Raw genomic sequence first — 16,052 nt, 5'->3', positions numbered from 1 at the left:
TCATCGAGGAGGGGGAGGGCCGTGGCCCGGCGCGCGGTGCCCCGCGCCATGGACCGCCTGGCGCCGAAGGACGCGGCCCGGGGCGCAAGGATCAGGGAGGCGTCGCCCGCCTCTTCATCAGCGCCGGGCGCAGCGCGGGCATCCGCCCGTCGGACCTGGTCGGCGCCATTGCCAACGAGGCCTCGCTGAATTCGAGCGTGATTGGCAACATCGAGATCTCCGATCACTTCTCCGTGGTGGAGGTGCCCGAAGGCTCCGCCGACAACATCATCGGTGCCCTGAGCGCGACGCGCCTCAAGGGCCGCAAGGTTCAGGTCCGTCGCGACCGCGACGGCCATCGAGAGGGGCCTCCCGGCACCGGCATGGCTCCGCCCAGGAGGCCCAAGCGGTGACCACGTCGCGCCTGCTCATCGTCTCGAACCGTCTCCCCGTCACCGTCTCCAGTGACGGGGGAGAGTTCACCGTCTCCCCCAGCGCCGGGGGCCTCGCCACCGGCCTCAAAGGCCCCCACGAGCAATCGGGTGGGCTCTGGATCGGCTGGCCGGGCGACGTCGGGAACCTCGACGATGCGCAGCGCGCGTCCCTCGACGAGAAGCTCGCCGAGCTGCGCACGGTCCCCCTCTACCTCGACCAGGAAGAGGCGAGCCGATTCTACGAGGGATACTCCAACGGCCTCCTCTGGCCGCTGTTCCATTCCCTCGTGGATCGCATTCCCCTCGAATCCAGGGACTGGGAGGTGTATCGGAGCGTCAATCAGCGCTTCGCCGATCTCACCGTCGCGCACTACCGCCCCGGCGACACCATCTGGGTGCAGGACTATCAGCTCATGCTCGTCCCCGGCATGCTGCGCGAGCGCCTGCCCTCGGCGACCATCGGCTTCTTCCTGCACATCCCTTTCCCCTCCTCGGAGACCTTCCGGGTCCTGCCGCGGCGCCAGGAGATCCTCACCGGCCTGCTCGGGGCCGACCTGATCGGGTTTCACACCTTCGCGTACCTCGACCTGTTCACCCGCTCCCTGATGCGCCTCCTCGGCGTGGAAGCCGAGGTGGATCGCGTCCGGTACGCGGGCCGCAACCTGCGCCTCGGCGTTTTCCCCATGGGGATCGACGCGGCCCGCTTCTCCTCGGTCTCCTCCTCGCCGGAGATCATTGCCGCGTCGGCCGCGATCCGGGAGCGCATCGCGCCGCTCCGCATCCTGCTCGGCGTGGACCGCATGGACTACACGAAGGGCATCCCCCGGCGCTTCCTCGCCTTCGAGCGCCTCCTGGAGAAGGAGCCGGAGCTGCGGGGCAAGGTGGAGTTCGTGCAGGTCGCCGTGCCTTCGCGCACCTCGGTGGACGCGTACGTGGCCCTGAAGCAGCAGGTCGACGAGCTGGTGGGCCGCATCAACGGTCAGTACGGAACCATCACCTGGACGCCCATCCGGTATCTCTACCGCTCCATCCCCGAGGCGCAGCTCATCACCCTCTACCGCGCCGCGGACGTGATGCTGGTCACGCCGGTGCGCGACGGCCTGAACCTGGTGGCCAAGGAGTTCATCGCCTCCCGCGTCGACGACGACGGCGTGCTGGTGCTGAGCGAGCTGGCCGGGGCCGCCTCGGAGCTCGGCGAGTCGCTCCGCGTCAACCCCTACGACATCGACGCGACGGCGGAGGCGATGGCCACCGCGCTCGCGCTCTCTCCCGAGGACCGCAAGGCCCGGATGAGCGCCCTGCGCCGCCGCGTGCACGCCCACGACGTCCACCAGTGGGTCGCGCACTTCCTCCGCGCCCTCGACGACGCAGCGACCCAGCGCGAGCCCGTCGGCGGCCAGTCCCCGGCGGAGGAGATCGAGGCCCTGGTCACCTCGCTCCGGGCCGCGCCCTCCCTCGTCCTCTTCCTCGACTACGATGGCACCCTCGTGCCCTTCGCGCCCACCCCGGAGAAGGCAGTGCCCGATGCCGAGCTGCTCACCCTCCTGCGCGCGCTCTCCGAGCGGCCCCGGACGCGGGTGCACGTGGTCAGCGGGCGCTCGCAGAAGGACCTGGAGCGCTTCTTCGGCGACCTGCCCATCGCCCTCCATGGCGAGCACGGCCTCTGGTCGCGCTCCGCGCCTGGAGAGGACTGGCAGAGGCGCATCGACCCGCCCACTGCGTGGCGGGAGCACGTCCGGCCCATCTTCGAGCTGTTCGCGAGCCGCACCCCGGGCTCGCTCGTCGAGGACAAGGCGTCGTCCCTCGCCTGGCACTACCGCATGGCAGACCCTGGCTTCGGCGCCGTCCAGGCGAAGGAGCTGCGGCTGCACCTCGGGGCCCTGCTCAGCAACCAGCCCGTGGAGATCCTCCAGGGGCACAAGGTGGTGGAGATCCGGGTCCAGGGGGTGAACAAGGGATCCATCGTCCAGCCAGCCCTCTCCGGTGACGAGGGAGAGGCCGCCCTCGCGATCGGCGACGACCAGACCGACGAGGACCTCTTCGCGGCCCTGCCTCCCCACGGCACGGCCGTTCACGTGGGCCCGAGCGACAGCCGCGCCCCGCACCGCATCGCCGATCAGAAGGCTGTCCGGCGCCTACTCCACCGCCTCCTCGCCTGAGTCGGCACCCTCATCCTTTTTCGGGAACTCTCGCCGGCCTCTGGTGACTCAACCTCCTGCCTGCAGGAGGGAGCCCATGGAGAACGTCGACGAGCAAGGCGGGACGGGTGCCACCCACCTGGATCTCCCGCCCGAGGTCCCCGTCCGCGCGGTGGAGGTCCTCGACAAGGCCTGGGCGGCCGGTGCTCCGCCACGGAGGCGCCGCTGGGCGGGGCGCGCTGCCGTGGGGTGCGTGGTCCTCGCCGCCGCCACGGGGGCCCTAGAGTGCGCGCCGGCGCGGCCCGACCCTGCCGCACAGGTGAAGACCCTCCTGCAGCCGGAGACGGTGGTGCCCACGCGGGCCTCGCGCTGGAGCTGGCCCGCGGCGAGCACCTTCGCGGACGTCGCCGAGATGGCGGCCAGGGACGCACGGCCCATCCGCCTCTTCCACGGCGCGCTCAAGGGGTACACCGGGGTGCGGTTCGAGGGGGTCGATCTCGCCTTCACCCGGGACGAGGACGGCGTCTTCGCCTTCTGGCCTGTGGTTCCCATGAACCAGGAGGCCTCGCAGCTCCTGGACTACGGCATGAGCGAGGGGTGGCGGCTCCATGAAGGGGACGTCGAGGCGCGCCCCTCGGGGAAGCTCACGTTCGGCCGCCGGGGAGCCACGCTGGACTTCGAGCCGGTGTCCATCTCCGCGGCGAGCGCGCCCGAGCCGGCAGCGCTCGCGGACTGGGCGTACGTGGCCACCCTGCTCCTCGCCGAGCCTCCGGTGTACAGCGAGGAGATCCACCGGGACGACTGGGACGAGGTGGAGTTCCGGCTCGCCAGTGCCCTCAAGAGCGGCGATCACGAGACAGCGCTGGAGATCTACAGGAACCACGAGCCCGTGGGCCGCTGCTCCATGGATGAGAGGCCGGCGGAGGTGGCCCGTGATTACGCGGAGCTGTGCCATGGGCTCGGCAAGCTGGGGTGCTTCCTCCAGCTCCACCTGCGGATCATGGGCAACAACTTCGCGCGCGTGGCCTACTCGAACTACGGAGAGGCCGCGGCCGACACGGGGGCGGAGCTGCTCCTCGATGCCGGGATCGACGTCGACCGCTTCTTCCGGGGCCTCGTGGTGCGCTTCGAGGGTGTGCCCGCGGTGGGGGACCTCGGCGTCCGCCGGCTGGCGCGATCCATCAAGGAGTCGGGGCGGGCAGTCACCCTCACCGCGTCGCTGACGCAGATGGCAGAGAACCCGCATCTCGACGACTACAACCGCCTGCGCGCCATCCAGGTGCTCGCGCTCCTCGACAAGCACGGCGCGCTTCGCCAGGATGCTCTGCCGAGGGTGGCGCGGACATGGCTCGATCACCAGGGGCGATGAACGCTGGAAGTCCAGGGCGGCACCGCTGGGCCCTGGGTGCTGCGGTGGGGGTGGTGGCTGCTGCGGTCCTGGCGGGGAGCCTCACGCGCGCCCTGGCGGCACCCGACCCTGGCGTCGCGGCGCGCGCGCTCCTCGGGCCCGAGGCGGTGCTGCCCTCCGGCCCCACGCGCTGGGATTGGCCCGAGGCCAGCACGTTCCAGGACGTCGCCGACACGGCGGCCCGGTACGGAAGACCCATCCGCCTCGTGCGCGGGCTGCTCGAAGCGCCGGGGGGGCATCGGTACGAGGGCCTGGACCTCTCCGTGCGCCGCAACGACGACGGCACCTTCGTGCTGGAGGTGGCGACGCCGCCGGCCGCCGAGGCCGCGAGGCTCGTGTCTCCCTACGTGCACGCGGGATGGCGGCTGGAGGGTGGCGATCTCGACGAGGGCTCCTCCAGGCGACTCACCTTCTCCGACGCCGGGGAGCTGGTGTGGCTCACGCCATCCTACGTGACTCCCGTGAAGGCCCCCGAGCCGGTCGCCCTCGCGGACTGGGCCTATGCGACGACGTTCCTGCGCTCCGAGCTGCCCGTGTACGCCGCCGACGCGCGCGGGGGACACTGGGAGATCCAGGAGATCGCGCTCGCCCCCGCCCTCACCAGGGGCGACCACGAGGCAGCGCTGCGGATCTACCGCAACCACCTCCCGTGGACGCGGGGCTGCTCCATGGACGAGAGGCCGGACCAGGTGCAGCACGACTACGCGGAGCTGTGCCACGGCCTCGGCAAGCTGGGGTGCTTCCTGCAACTCCACGTCCGGACCATGGGGACCGGCTTCGACAGGACCACGGGATCGAGCTACGGCGAGGCGCCGGTCGACACCGGGGCAGGGATGCTGCGCGACACCGGGATCGACCTCGACCGCTTCTTCCGGGGGCTCGTGGTGCGCTTCGAGGGCGTGCCCTCGGGAAACGAGGTGGATGCCGGGCGTCTCGCCCGCGCCATCCAGGAGGCCGGGCGCAGCCCGTCCATCACCGCATCGCTCCTGCAGATGGTGGAGAACCCGGCCCTCGACGAGTACAACCGCCTGCGCGCCACCCGGATCCTCGTCCACCTCGGCAAGGACGGCGAGATCCGCGGGGACGCGATGTCGGCGCCCGTGCGTGCCTGGCTCGACCACACCCGCGCCCTGCTCGCCGTGGGACACCGGATCTGGTAGCGGCGGGCGCCGCGCTGGTAGCGGCGGGCGCCGCGCCGCGTCGGGGGGTCGGGAGGGGCGGCCGTCAGGGGGCAATGAGGGGGTCCCCGGTCACCCGGCGATGAGGGACTCCCCGGTCATCCGGCGGCGAGGGGCTCTAGGTCCCCGCCGGGTTCCCGGGGCACCGCGCTCCTCACCACCTCGGCGTCGCGCCTCAGGGCCTCCTGCTCCAGCGCGCTCCGCGCTGCCTCCGCGAAGAAGCGGCAAAGCTCCTCGTGGCGCGCCCTGGCGTCGGCGCGGCCCATCTCGATGAGCTGACCGGCGAAGCCACCGTCGAACAGCAGGTAGGAGAGCAGGTCGGCCTCGCTGCGTGAGTCGCGCTCGGCGAGCCGCCGGAGGAGCTTCACGCCCATCCCCGACGCCCTGGAGAAGGCCGGGGACCGCACGAAGTTCACGGCGAGCTGGCCGATGTCGTCCGAGGCGCGCACCAGCATGGCCTTCATGGTCCGGAGGCCCACCCCCTCGGGGAAGCCCATCTCCCGGTTCAGCGCCTCGACGAAGCCGGGGCCCGCGACCCGCGTCCCTGCCTCCAGGATCCGGTTGATGCTGGAAAGGCGCGCGAGGTCCGTATCGATCCGGTCGAGCAGGAGCGCATTGAGCGTCTTGCCGAGGAGGAACAGCGGTCCGGGAAAGATGTCCTCCGCGGCCCCGTCGTCGAGGGGCGTGGTCTCCAGGTGACGGGGATTGACCACCAGCACGTGGGACGCCCCCAGCCGCCGCGCCGGTGACAGGGGTACGTTCTGACGGAGTCCTCCATCGCAGTGGTAATCGCCATCGAGCTTCACCGCGCGGAACAGGATGGGAATGGCCGCCGAGGCCAGCGCGTGCTGGGCCCCGATCCTGGCGGCCCGGGCAATGGTGGTCGGATCGTTGCCCCAGGAGGGGATCTCACCCTCGTGCGTGTCCACGTAGACCACCGTGCGCCCGCTGGCGACGTGGGTGGTGGAGACGGTGAGGGCATCCACATAGCCGGCGCGCAGGTTGTCCTCGATCCTGGCGAAAGGGATGCTGTGGGCCACGAGCCGCTCCAGGCCCTCTGGATCGATGAGCCCTCCTTCCCGCGCGGGCACCCGCGTCGTCGAGGGCCGGCCGAGGAGCCGCGTCCCCATTTCCAGGATCCCGCGCGCATCAGGTCGCACCAGCTCCGACACCTGTAGCCTGGTCCACACCTCGATCAGGCGGCGGGCGCCTCCCTGGCCGAGATCGGCGAAAGCCGCGAGCCCGCACGCATTGAGCGCTCCCACCGACGTGCCGCACAGCACATCGAACCGCACCACGTGGTCGAGATCGCGCGCCACCTCCTCCACGAGGTGCTGCACCACCCCAGCCTCGTAAGCCCCGCGCGCCGCTCCCCCGGCGAGCACCAGGGCCGTCCTGCCCTGCCTCATGGGTCCCGGCATGGCTACCGCCGCCTCTTTGCAGCAGCCGGAGCGGCATGGAGCGGTTGCGACGCGTCGCGGCGAGACCAGGGGAACGCTGCCGCGATCATGATAGAGGAGACATCCTTCACCATCAGGGACCATCCATTGTCAGGTGGGTGCCAGTCGGGGCTCGGAAGCAGCCCGAGCAATAGTGGACGAGCGTCCAGAGTAGGAATCGTACCCTGAAGATTCCAGTCCTGCACCTCGCTGCCCGGCCATTCCTCCAGCCCATCCGTACCGTGCGGCACACCTGAGGGGCCGGCCGGAGCCCGCGCTCCCGAGGGACGGCTCCGCGCTGCATCGTGTCGCAGCACGTCGGACGCCCGGCTCAGGGAGCGGCGATAAACGCGTAGAAGTACCGCATACCCTGAATCAGATGTCTCTCGCCGCATGCGCTCCGCGGTCGCGCCGTGCGTCGTTCGCGCGTGCGCCCGTCGCCCGTCGCCCGTCGCCCGTCGCCCGTCGCCCGTCGCCCGTCGCGTCGCGCGAAGCAGCACCGTGACCCACTTCCTCTCACTGGGTGGTCATTGCACCTTGGTATTGTCGATGACGCCGGACGATTCTTCTCTGCATTGGCATTAACGTCTAGACATTCTCGCGTGTCCGTGAGAAAACAAAGTTGCGTGCCCCAGATTCAACATTCGTTCGCCAGCACTGGCGACGACGAATGGATGGTTGACCAGGCATGCGAACAACAGACCCCGTAGTGCTTCATCCCCCGAGGACCCCGGCGGGTATCACAGGAGAGATCTGTCATGGAAAATAACAACCAGCCCATTGCCCGGAAGAACATGCGTCGTGTCGCTGCAGCGCTCTGCGTGGCGTCACTGGCGGTGAGCGGCGTCGTGGCCGCCATTCCCGCGTCCGGCACGCCCTCGGGTGGCGTTCCGAACAGCACCCTCCAGCGCCTCGTGGACGAGGCGGAGATCGAGGCGCTCACCAAGTGCTATGCCCAGGCCACCGACGCGGTGGCTGCGGGCAACAGCCAGCTCGCCGATTCGCTGTACGAGAAGTGCTTCCTGCACAACGCGATCATCGACGTGTACAACCCCGGTGACCCCGAGGGCTCCCCCAGCCTGGTCGACAATGCGGGCGACTGGGTCCACATCGTGGAGGATGCATTCGACAGCGGCGGCTATGGGCGCACCCAGCACCTGATCAGCAACATCCAGATCAAGTTCATCAACTCCAACACCGCGAAGATGTCGACCTACCTCCACGCGACGCACGTCATCGAACCGGAGAGCGCCGTCGACATCGCCAACGGCACCTACGAGGACACCGTGGTCCGCACGTCGCAGGGCTGGAAGATCTCGCGGCGGACCTTGCGCCTGATCACCTACTACCGCGTCGAATCACCCTGATTCTGCGCAAGGCTCACCTCGGGGGGCCGGGGTGAGGTGAGCCCGTGCCACGCTCAGGGATCTCTTGACAGTAGTTGGAGTGGCAGGCATCTGTACGAGGCTGATGTCATCCGTCTCCAACGAGCGACAGATCCATTACGACTACTTCTTTCAGACGTCTTCGGATCTGCTCTGCGTTCTCGACGAGAGGGGACACCTGATTGCAGTCAATCAGTCGTTCCGGGATGTGCTCGGCTATCCGGGCGATGTGCTGATCGGCGAGCCGCTCGCCACCCTGCTGCACCCGGAGGACGTCGAGCCACTCCGTACGTTCTTCTCGCCGGAGGGGGCGACGCGGCCCCTGCTGCGCCTCGACGGGCGATTCCTCCAGCGCGACATGAGCTACCGCAAGCTCATCTTCGGTCTCCGCCGCGTCGAGGGCGACCCGCACGTCTATGGCGCCGGGCACGAAGACGGACCGCAGCGCTCCGTGGAGGAGGGGCGGCGGCAGCAGGTCATGCTCCAGAAGATGCAGGCCGTGGCGCGGGTCGGAGGCTGGGAAGTCGACTGCCGCACCTGGGACCATATCTGGACCGAGGAGACCTTCCGGATCCACGACCTCCCGCCCGGCGTCGAGCCCAGCGTGGAAGGCGGCATCAACTTCTACGCCCCAGAGGACATCCCGATCATCAACGCCGCCTTCAAGGCATGTGCGACCGAGGGCAAGCCGTACGACATGGAGCTGCAGATCGTCACGGCCAAGGGCCGCCGGGTCTGGGTGCGCACGGCTGGCTCTCCGATCATCGAGGACGGGGAGGTGGTCCGGGTCATCGGCGCCTTCCAGGACATCGACGACATGAAGCGCCGCGAGCTCGATCTCGCCGAGAAGCTGTCGATCATCGCCGAGCAGCGGTCCGCGATCCACGCCATGTCGGCGCCGGTCATCAACGTGTGGGATGGCGTCCTGGCGCTGCCCATCGTGGGCACCGTCGATCGGGCGCGGGCCGCCGAGATCACCTCGCGCGTGCTCGACGCCGTGGTCGAGGGGAGGGCGCGCTATGCCATCCTCGACCTGACGGGCGTGGAGATCCTCGATGAGGCGACGGCCGATCACCTGGTCCGCATCCTTCGCGCCATCCAGCTCCTCGGCGCCAAGGGCCTGGTGACGGGCATCCGGCCCGCCGTTGCCCAGACCCTGACGGCCCTCCACGCCGGCTTCTCCGACGTGCGCACCCTCAGCAACCTGCGCGAGGCCATCAAGCTCTGCATGCGCGAGCAACGCCCCCGCAGCGCCTCAGCGCTTGGCCGAGGGGTGGCCGAGCGGTAGCTCAGCGGTAGCTGAGCCGATGGCTCAGCGGTGGCTGAGCAGCGAGTGAGCGCCCCTGCCCGGCACGGCACCTGCCTGTCCAGGCAGATCATGCAGAATCCCCTCGCCTCCGATCCGTCCGACCTGGCCACCTCGGCCACCATCCTTCCGGTGTCCGCGGAGTTCGGCGACCCCCCCATCCTGTCCCAGTCGCGTCGCGCCCGTACCCTGCGCGTGGCTGTCCCGGTCCTCGCGGGCGTCTCCGCAGCGGCAGCCATCGTGGCGGCGACCCGGCTTCCGCGCCCTCACCAGCGCGCCATCGCCCTCACCGCGCTCGGCACGGCCGTGGGGGTCGGGCTCGTGCGCTGGCAGCTCGGCCGGCTCTTCGTCGAGCAGCCTGCGCACACCGTCAAGGGGCGCATCGGCGCGCTCGAGATCCGCACCTACCCGGCCACTGTGCAGGCGGTGACCCTCGTCGAAGGGGTCTTCTGGAGGCGGGCCCTCGACGAGGGGTTCCGGCGCCTCGGGGCCTTCATCTTCGGCAGCAACAGCGCCGGTGAGCACATCGCGATGACCTCTCCCGTCATCGCCACCGCCGCCGTCGCCGAGACCACGGCCATCGCCTCCACGGAAGGCTCCACCACCGACGGCGCCGCGGGCCTCAACGTCGCCTTCATCATGCCCGAGGCGCGCTCCTCGGGCTCCCTCCCGGTCCCCCGCGACCACCGCGTCCGCTTCCGGGACGTCCCCCCGCGCCGCGTCGCCGTGCTCCGCTTCACCGGGAGGTACGAGGGCACCAACGTCGCGCTGCACCAGCGCAAGCTCCTCGACCTGGTGGAGCGCGCCGGTCTCACGGCCCGGGGCGAGCCCACCTTCGCCGGCTATGATGGCCCTTCGACCATCCCCATCCTCCGCCGTCTGGAAGTGTGGGTGGAGATCGACTGACGCGTCCTCGACACGCCCACCCACGCCCACGCCCACGCCGTCTCACGGCGGCTGTCGCGGCGCGCTCCCGAGCCTCTACCATGCGCCTGACATGCACCTGATGCGCGCCCCCTTGGCCTGGCCTCTCCAGCTCGTCACCATCCTCCTGCTCGCGTCGTCGTGTGACCGGAGCGCCCCTCGCGAGGCTCCGCACGGCACCCTCCCCCTGCCGGCGACGCGGCCGGCGTCCTCCGGTGTCGTCGCGGCGCCCACGGTGCCCACGGCGTCGTCTGCGCCGTCGCCGGTCCGCGGACCTCTCCTGCCCGAGGTGCTGATCCCGGGGCCCACCGTCAAGGTCGCCATCGGACAGTCGGCGACCATCGATGACGTCGTGACCATCGCCCTCCTCGGCGTCCTCTCCGATGGACGCTGTCCGTCGAGCGTCGACTGTGCCTGGTCTGGCGAGGCCACCCTCCGCGTGAGCTTCACCAGCCCCGGAGCCCCCGAGGGGAGCCCGCGCGAGCTCCGGATCTTCGGCGGCCGTAACGCGCAACCCGCGGGCAAGAACAACGTCGCGCCGCTCCAGGGCGACCGCGTGGCCGTGCTCGTCTCGCTCGACCCGTACCCGGAGAGGCCGAACCAGACCATCGACCGGACGTCGTACCTGGCCACGTTCGCGGTCATCCCCTCCGGCGACATCCCCCGCTTCAACGAGGCCCTGAGCGACCGGGTGGTCCTCGCGGCGTGCCTCGCCCACGCCCGCAGCGCAGGCCACGACGTCGACCCCAGCAGCGCGGCGCTCGCGGCGCTCGTGAAGACCCCCGGGCTCCTGCCGGCCGCCATCGCGCCGGGCGCGCTGACCGATCACTGGGTGCTCCGCGTCCCTCGCCCGGGCAAGGCCGACCTCTGGCTCCTCCACGACAAGAAGACCTACCGCCCCGTCAGAGACGTCGTGGTCGACGCCGCTGCGACGCCCTGAGGCCTCGCCTTCCTGACGTTCGGGTCGGTGCCCGCGACGTCCCGGTCAGGGCCCGACCACGGGCGCGGCGGCGAAGGCGCACTCCCGACGGCGCGATGTGCGACGGCACCCTCCAGAGCGCAATGTCCCGCCGCGAGACCATTTGACACGGCCACTCCGGGAGATCATTCCAGTGCACTGTAATTCCGGTCGCTCCTGGCGAATCCGGCGTGACGCGGATGCATTCGTGCGTCGCCCTGGGGTCTGCAATGGCAGACCAGGGCGGGCCGAGGTCACGCGTGCACGCGAGGTCCGCCCACCGATCGGAACCGGGGGGAATGCATGAACCTGAATCGAATCATCCGGTGGGGTGTGTCGCTCTCCACCCTGGCCCTGGGCGGCTGTGTCGACGCCGGGGCCACTGGGGCCACCGCCACGCAGACCGACGTGGAGCGCGTGTCCGAAGCCTCGGGCGCGGTGGTCACCGCCTGTCCTTTCCCGGAGCCCACCGAGCCGATCGCCTTCGAGAAAGAGCTGGTGATCCGGCACCGCAGCGTCGTCGATGACCCCTGCCGCACCACCTGGACCGGTGCGGGCTGCCTCCCCGAGCGCCGCGGCGTCTGGACCTTCGGCCACATGATGACCCTCATGGCGGGCGTGACCAGCCCCGACGACCCGGTGGCGAAGCAGTTCATGGCGCGCTGGCTCAGCACCTGGGAGACCGATCAGACCATCAATGGTCACCTCGTCGCCAGGCGCTCCGGCATTCGCGCGGTGCTCATCGACCCGTGGCTGCAAGCCTCGGGGTGCATGCCGGGCGCTCCCCTGCTGGGCCCCGGCGCCTGCGCGCTCGACCTGAGGAAAGCGCCCTTCCGTCTCCTCGCATTCGTCAACCGGGTCGATCTCTCTGGCAGCGCCTCGCACGGCAATGCAGCGGCCCACGCGTCTGGTGAATTCAGGGTGGTGTTCGGCGCCCTCAACCTCGACCAGCTCCAGAGCGCCGCCCCGGACGACAGGCAGGGTGTCCTCGACGCGACCGTGGTCCTCGAATACCACCTGCCCCAGATCCTGCCGGGCCATACCTGGGCGTATTACCTGCATGGCCTGAGCACCATACCGCTGCCCGCGTCGAGCATCCCCCATGCGGCACCGCACTCCACGGTCTTCAGCGACGCGCTGCAGGCCCGCACCGACGGCATCCTCCGCGCCGGCACCGACCCCTGGCGCCCGAACCGGGGGAGCTTCTCGGGCCAGGTGCGCACGAACGAGGTGTCCTTCGACATCAGCGCCGCCCCCGGCGACAAGGTCTGGGAGATGCGCGAGCACCGCCTCCAGTGCCCCCCGGGCATCCTGAGCGGCTGCCAGCTCGTCACCTCCACCACCGCGCAGACGCCTCCGAACACCCTCGCTGGCACCGCGTCCCTGAGCACCTACCTCATCGACGACCAGGCCCAGATCGAGACCGCCTCCCACTCCCTCTCCGCCTACTTGCGGGGCGCCGCTTCCCAGGCGCCGACGGGCGCTGGCCCCCTGCTCTGGAGCAACCCGGATCCGACGGCCATCTCGGGCCTGGCGCGCCACGGGTTCTCACTGTCCACGTGCAATGGCTGTCACCACCAGGAGACTTCCGCCACCAGCCATTTCCACATCGCTCCCCGCAAGGCGACGATGCAGTCCGGCCTGTCCCCCTTCCTGGCGGCCTCCATCGCCTCGTCTTCTGGCGACATGCCCGACGAGGAGCTCCTCCTGGACGACCCGGACCTCACGACGGGACTGCAGTTCGCCTACAACGAGCCCTGGCGTCGTGCCTGCGAGGTCCGCCGTCTGCTGACCGGCAGGCCCAGCGCCTACACCTCCCCCATTGGCCATTTCTAGACGGCGTACCCTGCCATCAGGCGCCGCTGGGTCCCTACGATCCTGAGCGCTTCTCGCGCAGCCGCGACAGCTCGGCTTCGAGCGCGCGGATCCGGTCCTCGGCCTCGTGCCGGGCCGCCGCCTCCACGCGCACCCTGTCCTCGGCGGTCTGCGGGGCTTCCTCGTAGTCGTTGCGCCAGTCGTCGGAGACGATCTCCACCGCCCAGCGAGGCGGCCTGTGGCCAGGCAACCAGGTCTGCCACATCTTGGGCCTGGGGCGGGGCGGCGGATCGTCGAGGAGGTACACGTCGGGCGAGACGCGGACCAGCGGCTCTTCCTGGATCCAGGCGAAGAAGTTGTCGCGGGACAAGAGCACCTCGGTCCAGCCCCGCATCGCCGCGAGTTCGCTCAGTACAGAGAGCAGGATGGTGATGATCTCGGCGTGCTCGCCGCTGTCTCCCATGTCCTCTTCATCCGTCAGATACCACGCTGACCAGTCGATCCGAGCAGCGACGTCCTGCGGCGCAGGATCGCGGACGACGAAAGCCCAGGGCCTGCGGACAGGTCTGTTGGCCTGCGGGGAACTGCCGTGCTCCATGGGGGAGAGTTTAGCCTGCAGCTCCGGTGCAGAGCAGGTCGCTCTGTGCCGTGATCACACGAACGAGCAACAAGGTGGTTCCACAAACGAGTACGTCGGCCATCTCGTAACGCCTCGAACCCGCTTCCGCGATCGCGGTAACGACACCCCGCGCCGGCCTACCGGCGCAGGAACAGCACCACCGCTGCCATCGCCGCGACCGCCGCGGCGGTCGGCACCGCCACCGCCATCGCCGCGGGCAGCCGCTTCCTGCGACCCTGGGTGCCATCGTGCTTCCACCCGCCGCTCACCCCGCTCAGCTCGGGCATCGACTGGAACAGGTTCCCCGGAGACAGCGGCGCGGGCCGCTCCTGCAGGTGCTTGTCCTCCACCATCCTGGCGATCTGCCGCTCCGTCATCCCGGGCGCGAACTTGTGCTGCACCGCCAGGAGCTTCGCGGCCCACCCGATGATCAGCTCGCGCCGCGGCCTCTCCGCGAGGCTCACCATCGCGTGAGCCACCCGGTAGGTGTCGATCACGGGCGGCATCGGCTGGACCGCGCGCCCCGTGTAGTTGGCGGCGTGCTGGAAGATGGGCGTATCGATGGTGGCGGGCATCAGCGTGCACACGTGGATGTCCGGCGTGTCGAGCAGCTCCTGCCGCAGGCTCTCGCCCAGGCCGCGGATCCCGAACTTGGTCACGCAGTACGCGCTCGTGTAGGCCTGCCCGTAGATCCCCGCCACCGAGCCGACGTTGATCAGCACGCCGTACCCCTGGCCGCGGAAGCAGGGGATCACGGCCCTGGCGCCGTGAATGCAGCCGAAGAGGTTGGTCTCGATGACCTGCTTGTAGGCCTCGTACGGAGCGTCCTCGGTCCGCGCGAACAGCGACACCGCCGCATTGTTCACCCACACATCGATGCGGCCGAACTGCTTGAGGGCGCTCCTCGCCAGCGCCTTCACCTCGTCCTCGCTGCGCACGTCCGTGGGCACGACCAGCGGCACGCCGCCGGCCCGCCGGACCTCGTCGGCCACCTCTTCGAGCTTCTCCCGGCCGCGCGCCGCCAGCACCACGGAAGCCCCGGTGGCAGCGAAGAGCTGCGCAGCCGCGCGGCCGATGCCACTCGAGGCGCCGGTGATCACCACGACCCTGTCTGACGTCTTCTCTTGCATGAGCGCTCCACGTGCAGGCGATGAACCTGGCGGCCTGTGACAGGCAAAGCACACGCCAGCCTGCGCAGGGCGCAGGTTGCGCACTGGACAGGAGCAACCGGTCACGTCCACACGAGCAGGGGAATGAAGATGTACGCGACCTGCCAGGTCTGGCGGGAGGCGCAAGGCAGGAGCGAACCCGCGTGCGCCGGATCCATCACCTTGACCGCAATGGCGGAGAGGAGCTGAGCATGCCGCGCCACCCATACCTCGCCCATCCCGCCGCGCGTCGGGGCGCCCTCAAGGCGACCTTGCCTCCGACGAGGGAGCCAGGGCCGAGCGGCACGAGTCAGCACCTCACTCAATGACGTGAGCGGAACAGATTGACCACAGACTGCTGGAGTGATTCACGGCGGCACCACCTCATTGTGCGCAGGTGCGACGCCCATTGGTGCGCTGATCTTGAGAGAACCCTGCTGACATCAAGTAGAGCGAATGGGCCGATCGCTTCCAGGCTCCTGTCAGGGACGACACGGTGCGCGTCAGCAAACGCCGCCAAGCGGGGAACGAACGCCACCCCCGCATGAGGGGTCGGACCTTGGACCCTGGCACGCCTCATGCTCTCTCCAGCGCCTGCGGGTCGCCCTCGGATCCAGTCGTGAAGAACGTCCAGGCGACATTCTTCGTGGAAGGATGACAGGTCGGAACGGTCCGGATGACCTTTCCTGGTGAAGGAAAGACAGGGGGAGCATTCCGGGCTCCTCTCCTGGCGACGCGAGGGGTCGATGGGGGATGTCAGGGGGCCAGAGGGGTGGCGCGCTGCGGCAGCCGCGTCACCGGAGGAGGTCACGGATGGACCATTTCAAACCCTCTGGATCGACCGCCGATTGTCAGCATGGCGAAGGCAAACGGGGCAAGGAAATGCATTGACGGTTGGGCGAAAGTGCGAGATGTATGTCGTCGCTTCCTGGAGACATCCAGAAGCCAGCAGCGATGAGCTGCTGCACCACCCGATCCCGAATCGGCGATTCATCTGCCAGCGCGCAATGGGGCGTAGACTGAGTCCAGGCGAAGAACCGTAGTAAGGAAAAGGCACACTGACATGGCACTCGCAGCATATCTCCGGTTGAAGGGTCAGACCCAGGGCGACATCAAGGGCTCGGTCATCCAGAAGGGCCGTGAGGACTCGATCATGGTGATCGCGGTCAGCCACGAGATCATCAGCCCCCGCGATGCGGCCAGCGGTCTCCCCACCGGCAAGCGCATGCACAAGCCCTTCGTGATCACGAAGGAGCTCGATAAGTCGTCGCCGCTTCTCTACAACGTTCTCACCAACAACGAGAACATCGTGGACATGAGC

Annotated in this window: 14 protein-coding genes; 10 read left to right on the top strand and 4 right to left on the bottom strand. The window is 69.5% G+C overall.

Translation table 11 applies throughout. The features are described 5' to 3' along the window. Positions 1–2 precede the first annotated feature (2 nt). The 4 genes from CAP_RS55675 (at position 3) to CAP_RS09055 (ending at position 5,119) form a co-directional block, all read left to right on the top strand. Entirely contained in the window at positions 3–392 is a 390-nt protein-coding gene (locus CAP_RS55675) for a DbpA RNA binding domain-containing protein (RefSeq protein ID WP_081864724.1), read from the top strand. Further along, positions 389–2,572, top strand: a complete 2,184-nt coding sequence (locus tag CAP_RS09065; RefSeq protein ID WP_044238650.1) for a bifunctional alpha,alpha-trehalose-phosphate synthase (UDP-forming)/trehalose-phosphatase — start codon at positions 389–391, stop codon at positions 2,570–2,572. Before CAP_RS55675 ends, CAP_RS09065 begins: the two co-directional genes overlap by 4 nt. A gap of 76 nt (positions 2,573–2,648) precedes the next feature. Further along, on the top strand, positions 2,649–3,920 hold the full coding sequence (locus CAP_RS09060) for a hypothetical protein (protein WP_044238648.1): 1,272 nt from the start codon (positions 2,649–2,651) through the stop codon (positions 3,918–3,920). Then, on the top strand, positions 3,896–5,119 hold the full coding sequence (locus tag CAP_RS09055) for a hypothetical protein (RefSeq protein WP_156040633.1): 1,224 nt from the start codon (positions 3,896–3,898) through the stop codon (positions 5,117–5,119). Before CAP_RS09060 ends, CAP_RS09055 begins: the two co-directional genes overlap by 25 nt. Positions 5,120–5,235: 116 nt before the next feature. On the opposite strand, the gene CAP_RS09050 is transcribed toward CAP_RS09055, so the two are convergent. Continuing rightward, positions 5,236–6,546 (bottom strand): patatin-like phospholipase family protein, encoded by a 1,311-nt coding sequence (locus CAP_RS09050; RefSeq protein ID WP_063748660.1) that lies wholly within the window; start codon positions 6,544–6,546, stop codon positions 5,236–5,238. Between the two features lie 788 nt (positions 6,547–7,334). Between CAP_RS09050 and CAP_RS09045 the strand changes: the two genes are divergently transcribed. From CAP_RS09045 to CAP_RS09025, 5 genes are all read left to right on the top strand, one after another. Further along, entirely contained in the window at positions 7,335–7,943 is a 609-nt protein-coding gene (locus CAP_RS09045; RefSeq protein WP_081864701.1) for a nuclear transport factor 2 family protein, read from the top strand. 103 nt (positions 7,944–8,046) lie between these two features. After that, positions 8,047–9,249, top strand: a complete 1,203-nt coding sequence (locus CAP_RS44055; protein WP_052374562.1) for an STAS domain-containing protein — start codon at positions 8,047–8,049, stop codon at positions 9,247–9,249. Positions 9,250–9,279: 30 nt separating this feature from the next. Then, positions 9,280–10,173, top strand: a complete 894-nt coding sequence (locus CAP_RS09035; RefSeq protein WP_197041090.1) for an SOUL family heme-binding protein — start codon at positions 9,280–9,282, stop codon at positions 10,171–10,173. Between the two features lie 112 nt (positions 10,174–10,285). Continuing rightward, positions 10,286–11,131 (top strand): hypothetical protein, encoded by an 846-nt coding sequence (locus CAP_RS09030; protein ID WP_156040631.1) that lies wholly within the window; start codon positions 10,286–10,288, stop codon positions 11,129–11,131. A gap of 321 nt (positions 11,132–11,452) precedes the next feature. Next, positions 11,453–12,985, top strand: a complete 1,533-nt coding sequence (locus CAP_RS09025) for a hypothetical protein (protein ID WP_044238639.1) — start codon at positions 11,453–11,455, stop codon at positions 12,983–12,985. A 34-nt stretch (positions 12,986–13,019) separates the two neighbouring features. Here the strand turns inward: CAP_RS09025 and CAP_RS09020 are convergent, their stop codons facing one another. The 3 genes from CAP_RS09020 to CAP_RS50075 all read right to left on the bottom strand — a co-directional run bounded on the left by CAP_RS09020 (position 13,020) and on the right by CAP_RS50075 (position 14,970). Next, a complete protein-coding gene (locus CAP_RS09020) occupies positions 13,020–13,427 on the bottom strand; it encodes a Uma2 family endonuclease (RefSeq protein WP_052374560.1) in 408 nt (135 codons plus the stop codon). 293 nt (positions 13,428–13,720) lie between these two features. Beyond that, on the bottom strand, positions 13,721–14,713 hold the full coding sequence (locus tag CAP_RS09015; protein WP_044238637.1) for an SDR family oxidoreductase: 993 nt from the start codon (positions 14,711–14,713) through the stop codon (positions 13,721–13,723). Positions 14,714–14,814: 101 nt separating this feature from the next. After that, positions 14,815–14,970: a hypothetical protein gene (locus CAP_RS50075; protein ID WP_156040630.1), complete on the bottom strand. Its 156-nt coding sequence runs from the start codon at positions 14,968–14,970 to the stop codon at positions 14,815–14,817. A gap of 824 nt (positions 14,971–15,794) precedes the next feature. Here CAP_RS50075 and tssD point away from each other — a divergent pair. Next, on the top strand, positions 15,795–16,052 hold a 258-nt coding region (tssD, locus tag CAP_RS09010), incomplete at its 3' end, for a type VI secretion system tube protein TssD (RefSeq protein ID WP_044238634.1).

The organism is Chondromyces apiculatus DSM 436, from assembly GCF_000601485.1.
Taxonomy (GTDB): domain Bacteria; phylum Myxococcota_A; class Polyangia; order Polyangiales; family Polyangiaceae; genus Chondromyces; species Chondromyces apiculatus.
Note: the sequence above shows the minus strand (reverse complement) of the source record. Positions and strands in the feature narration are given on the sequence as shown.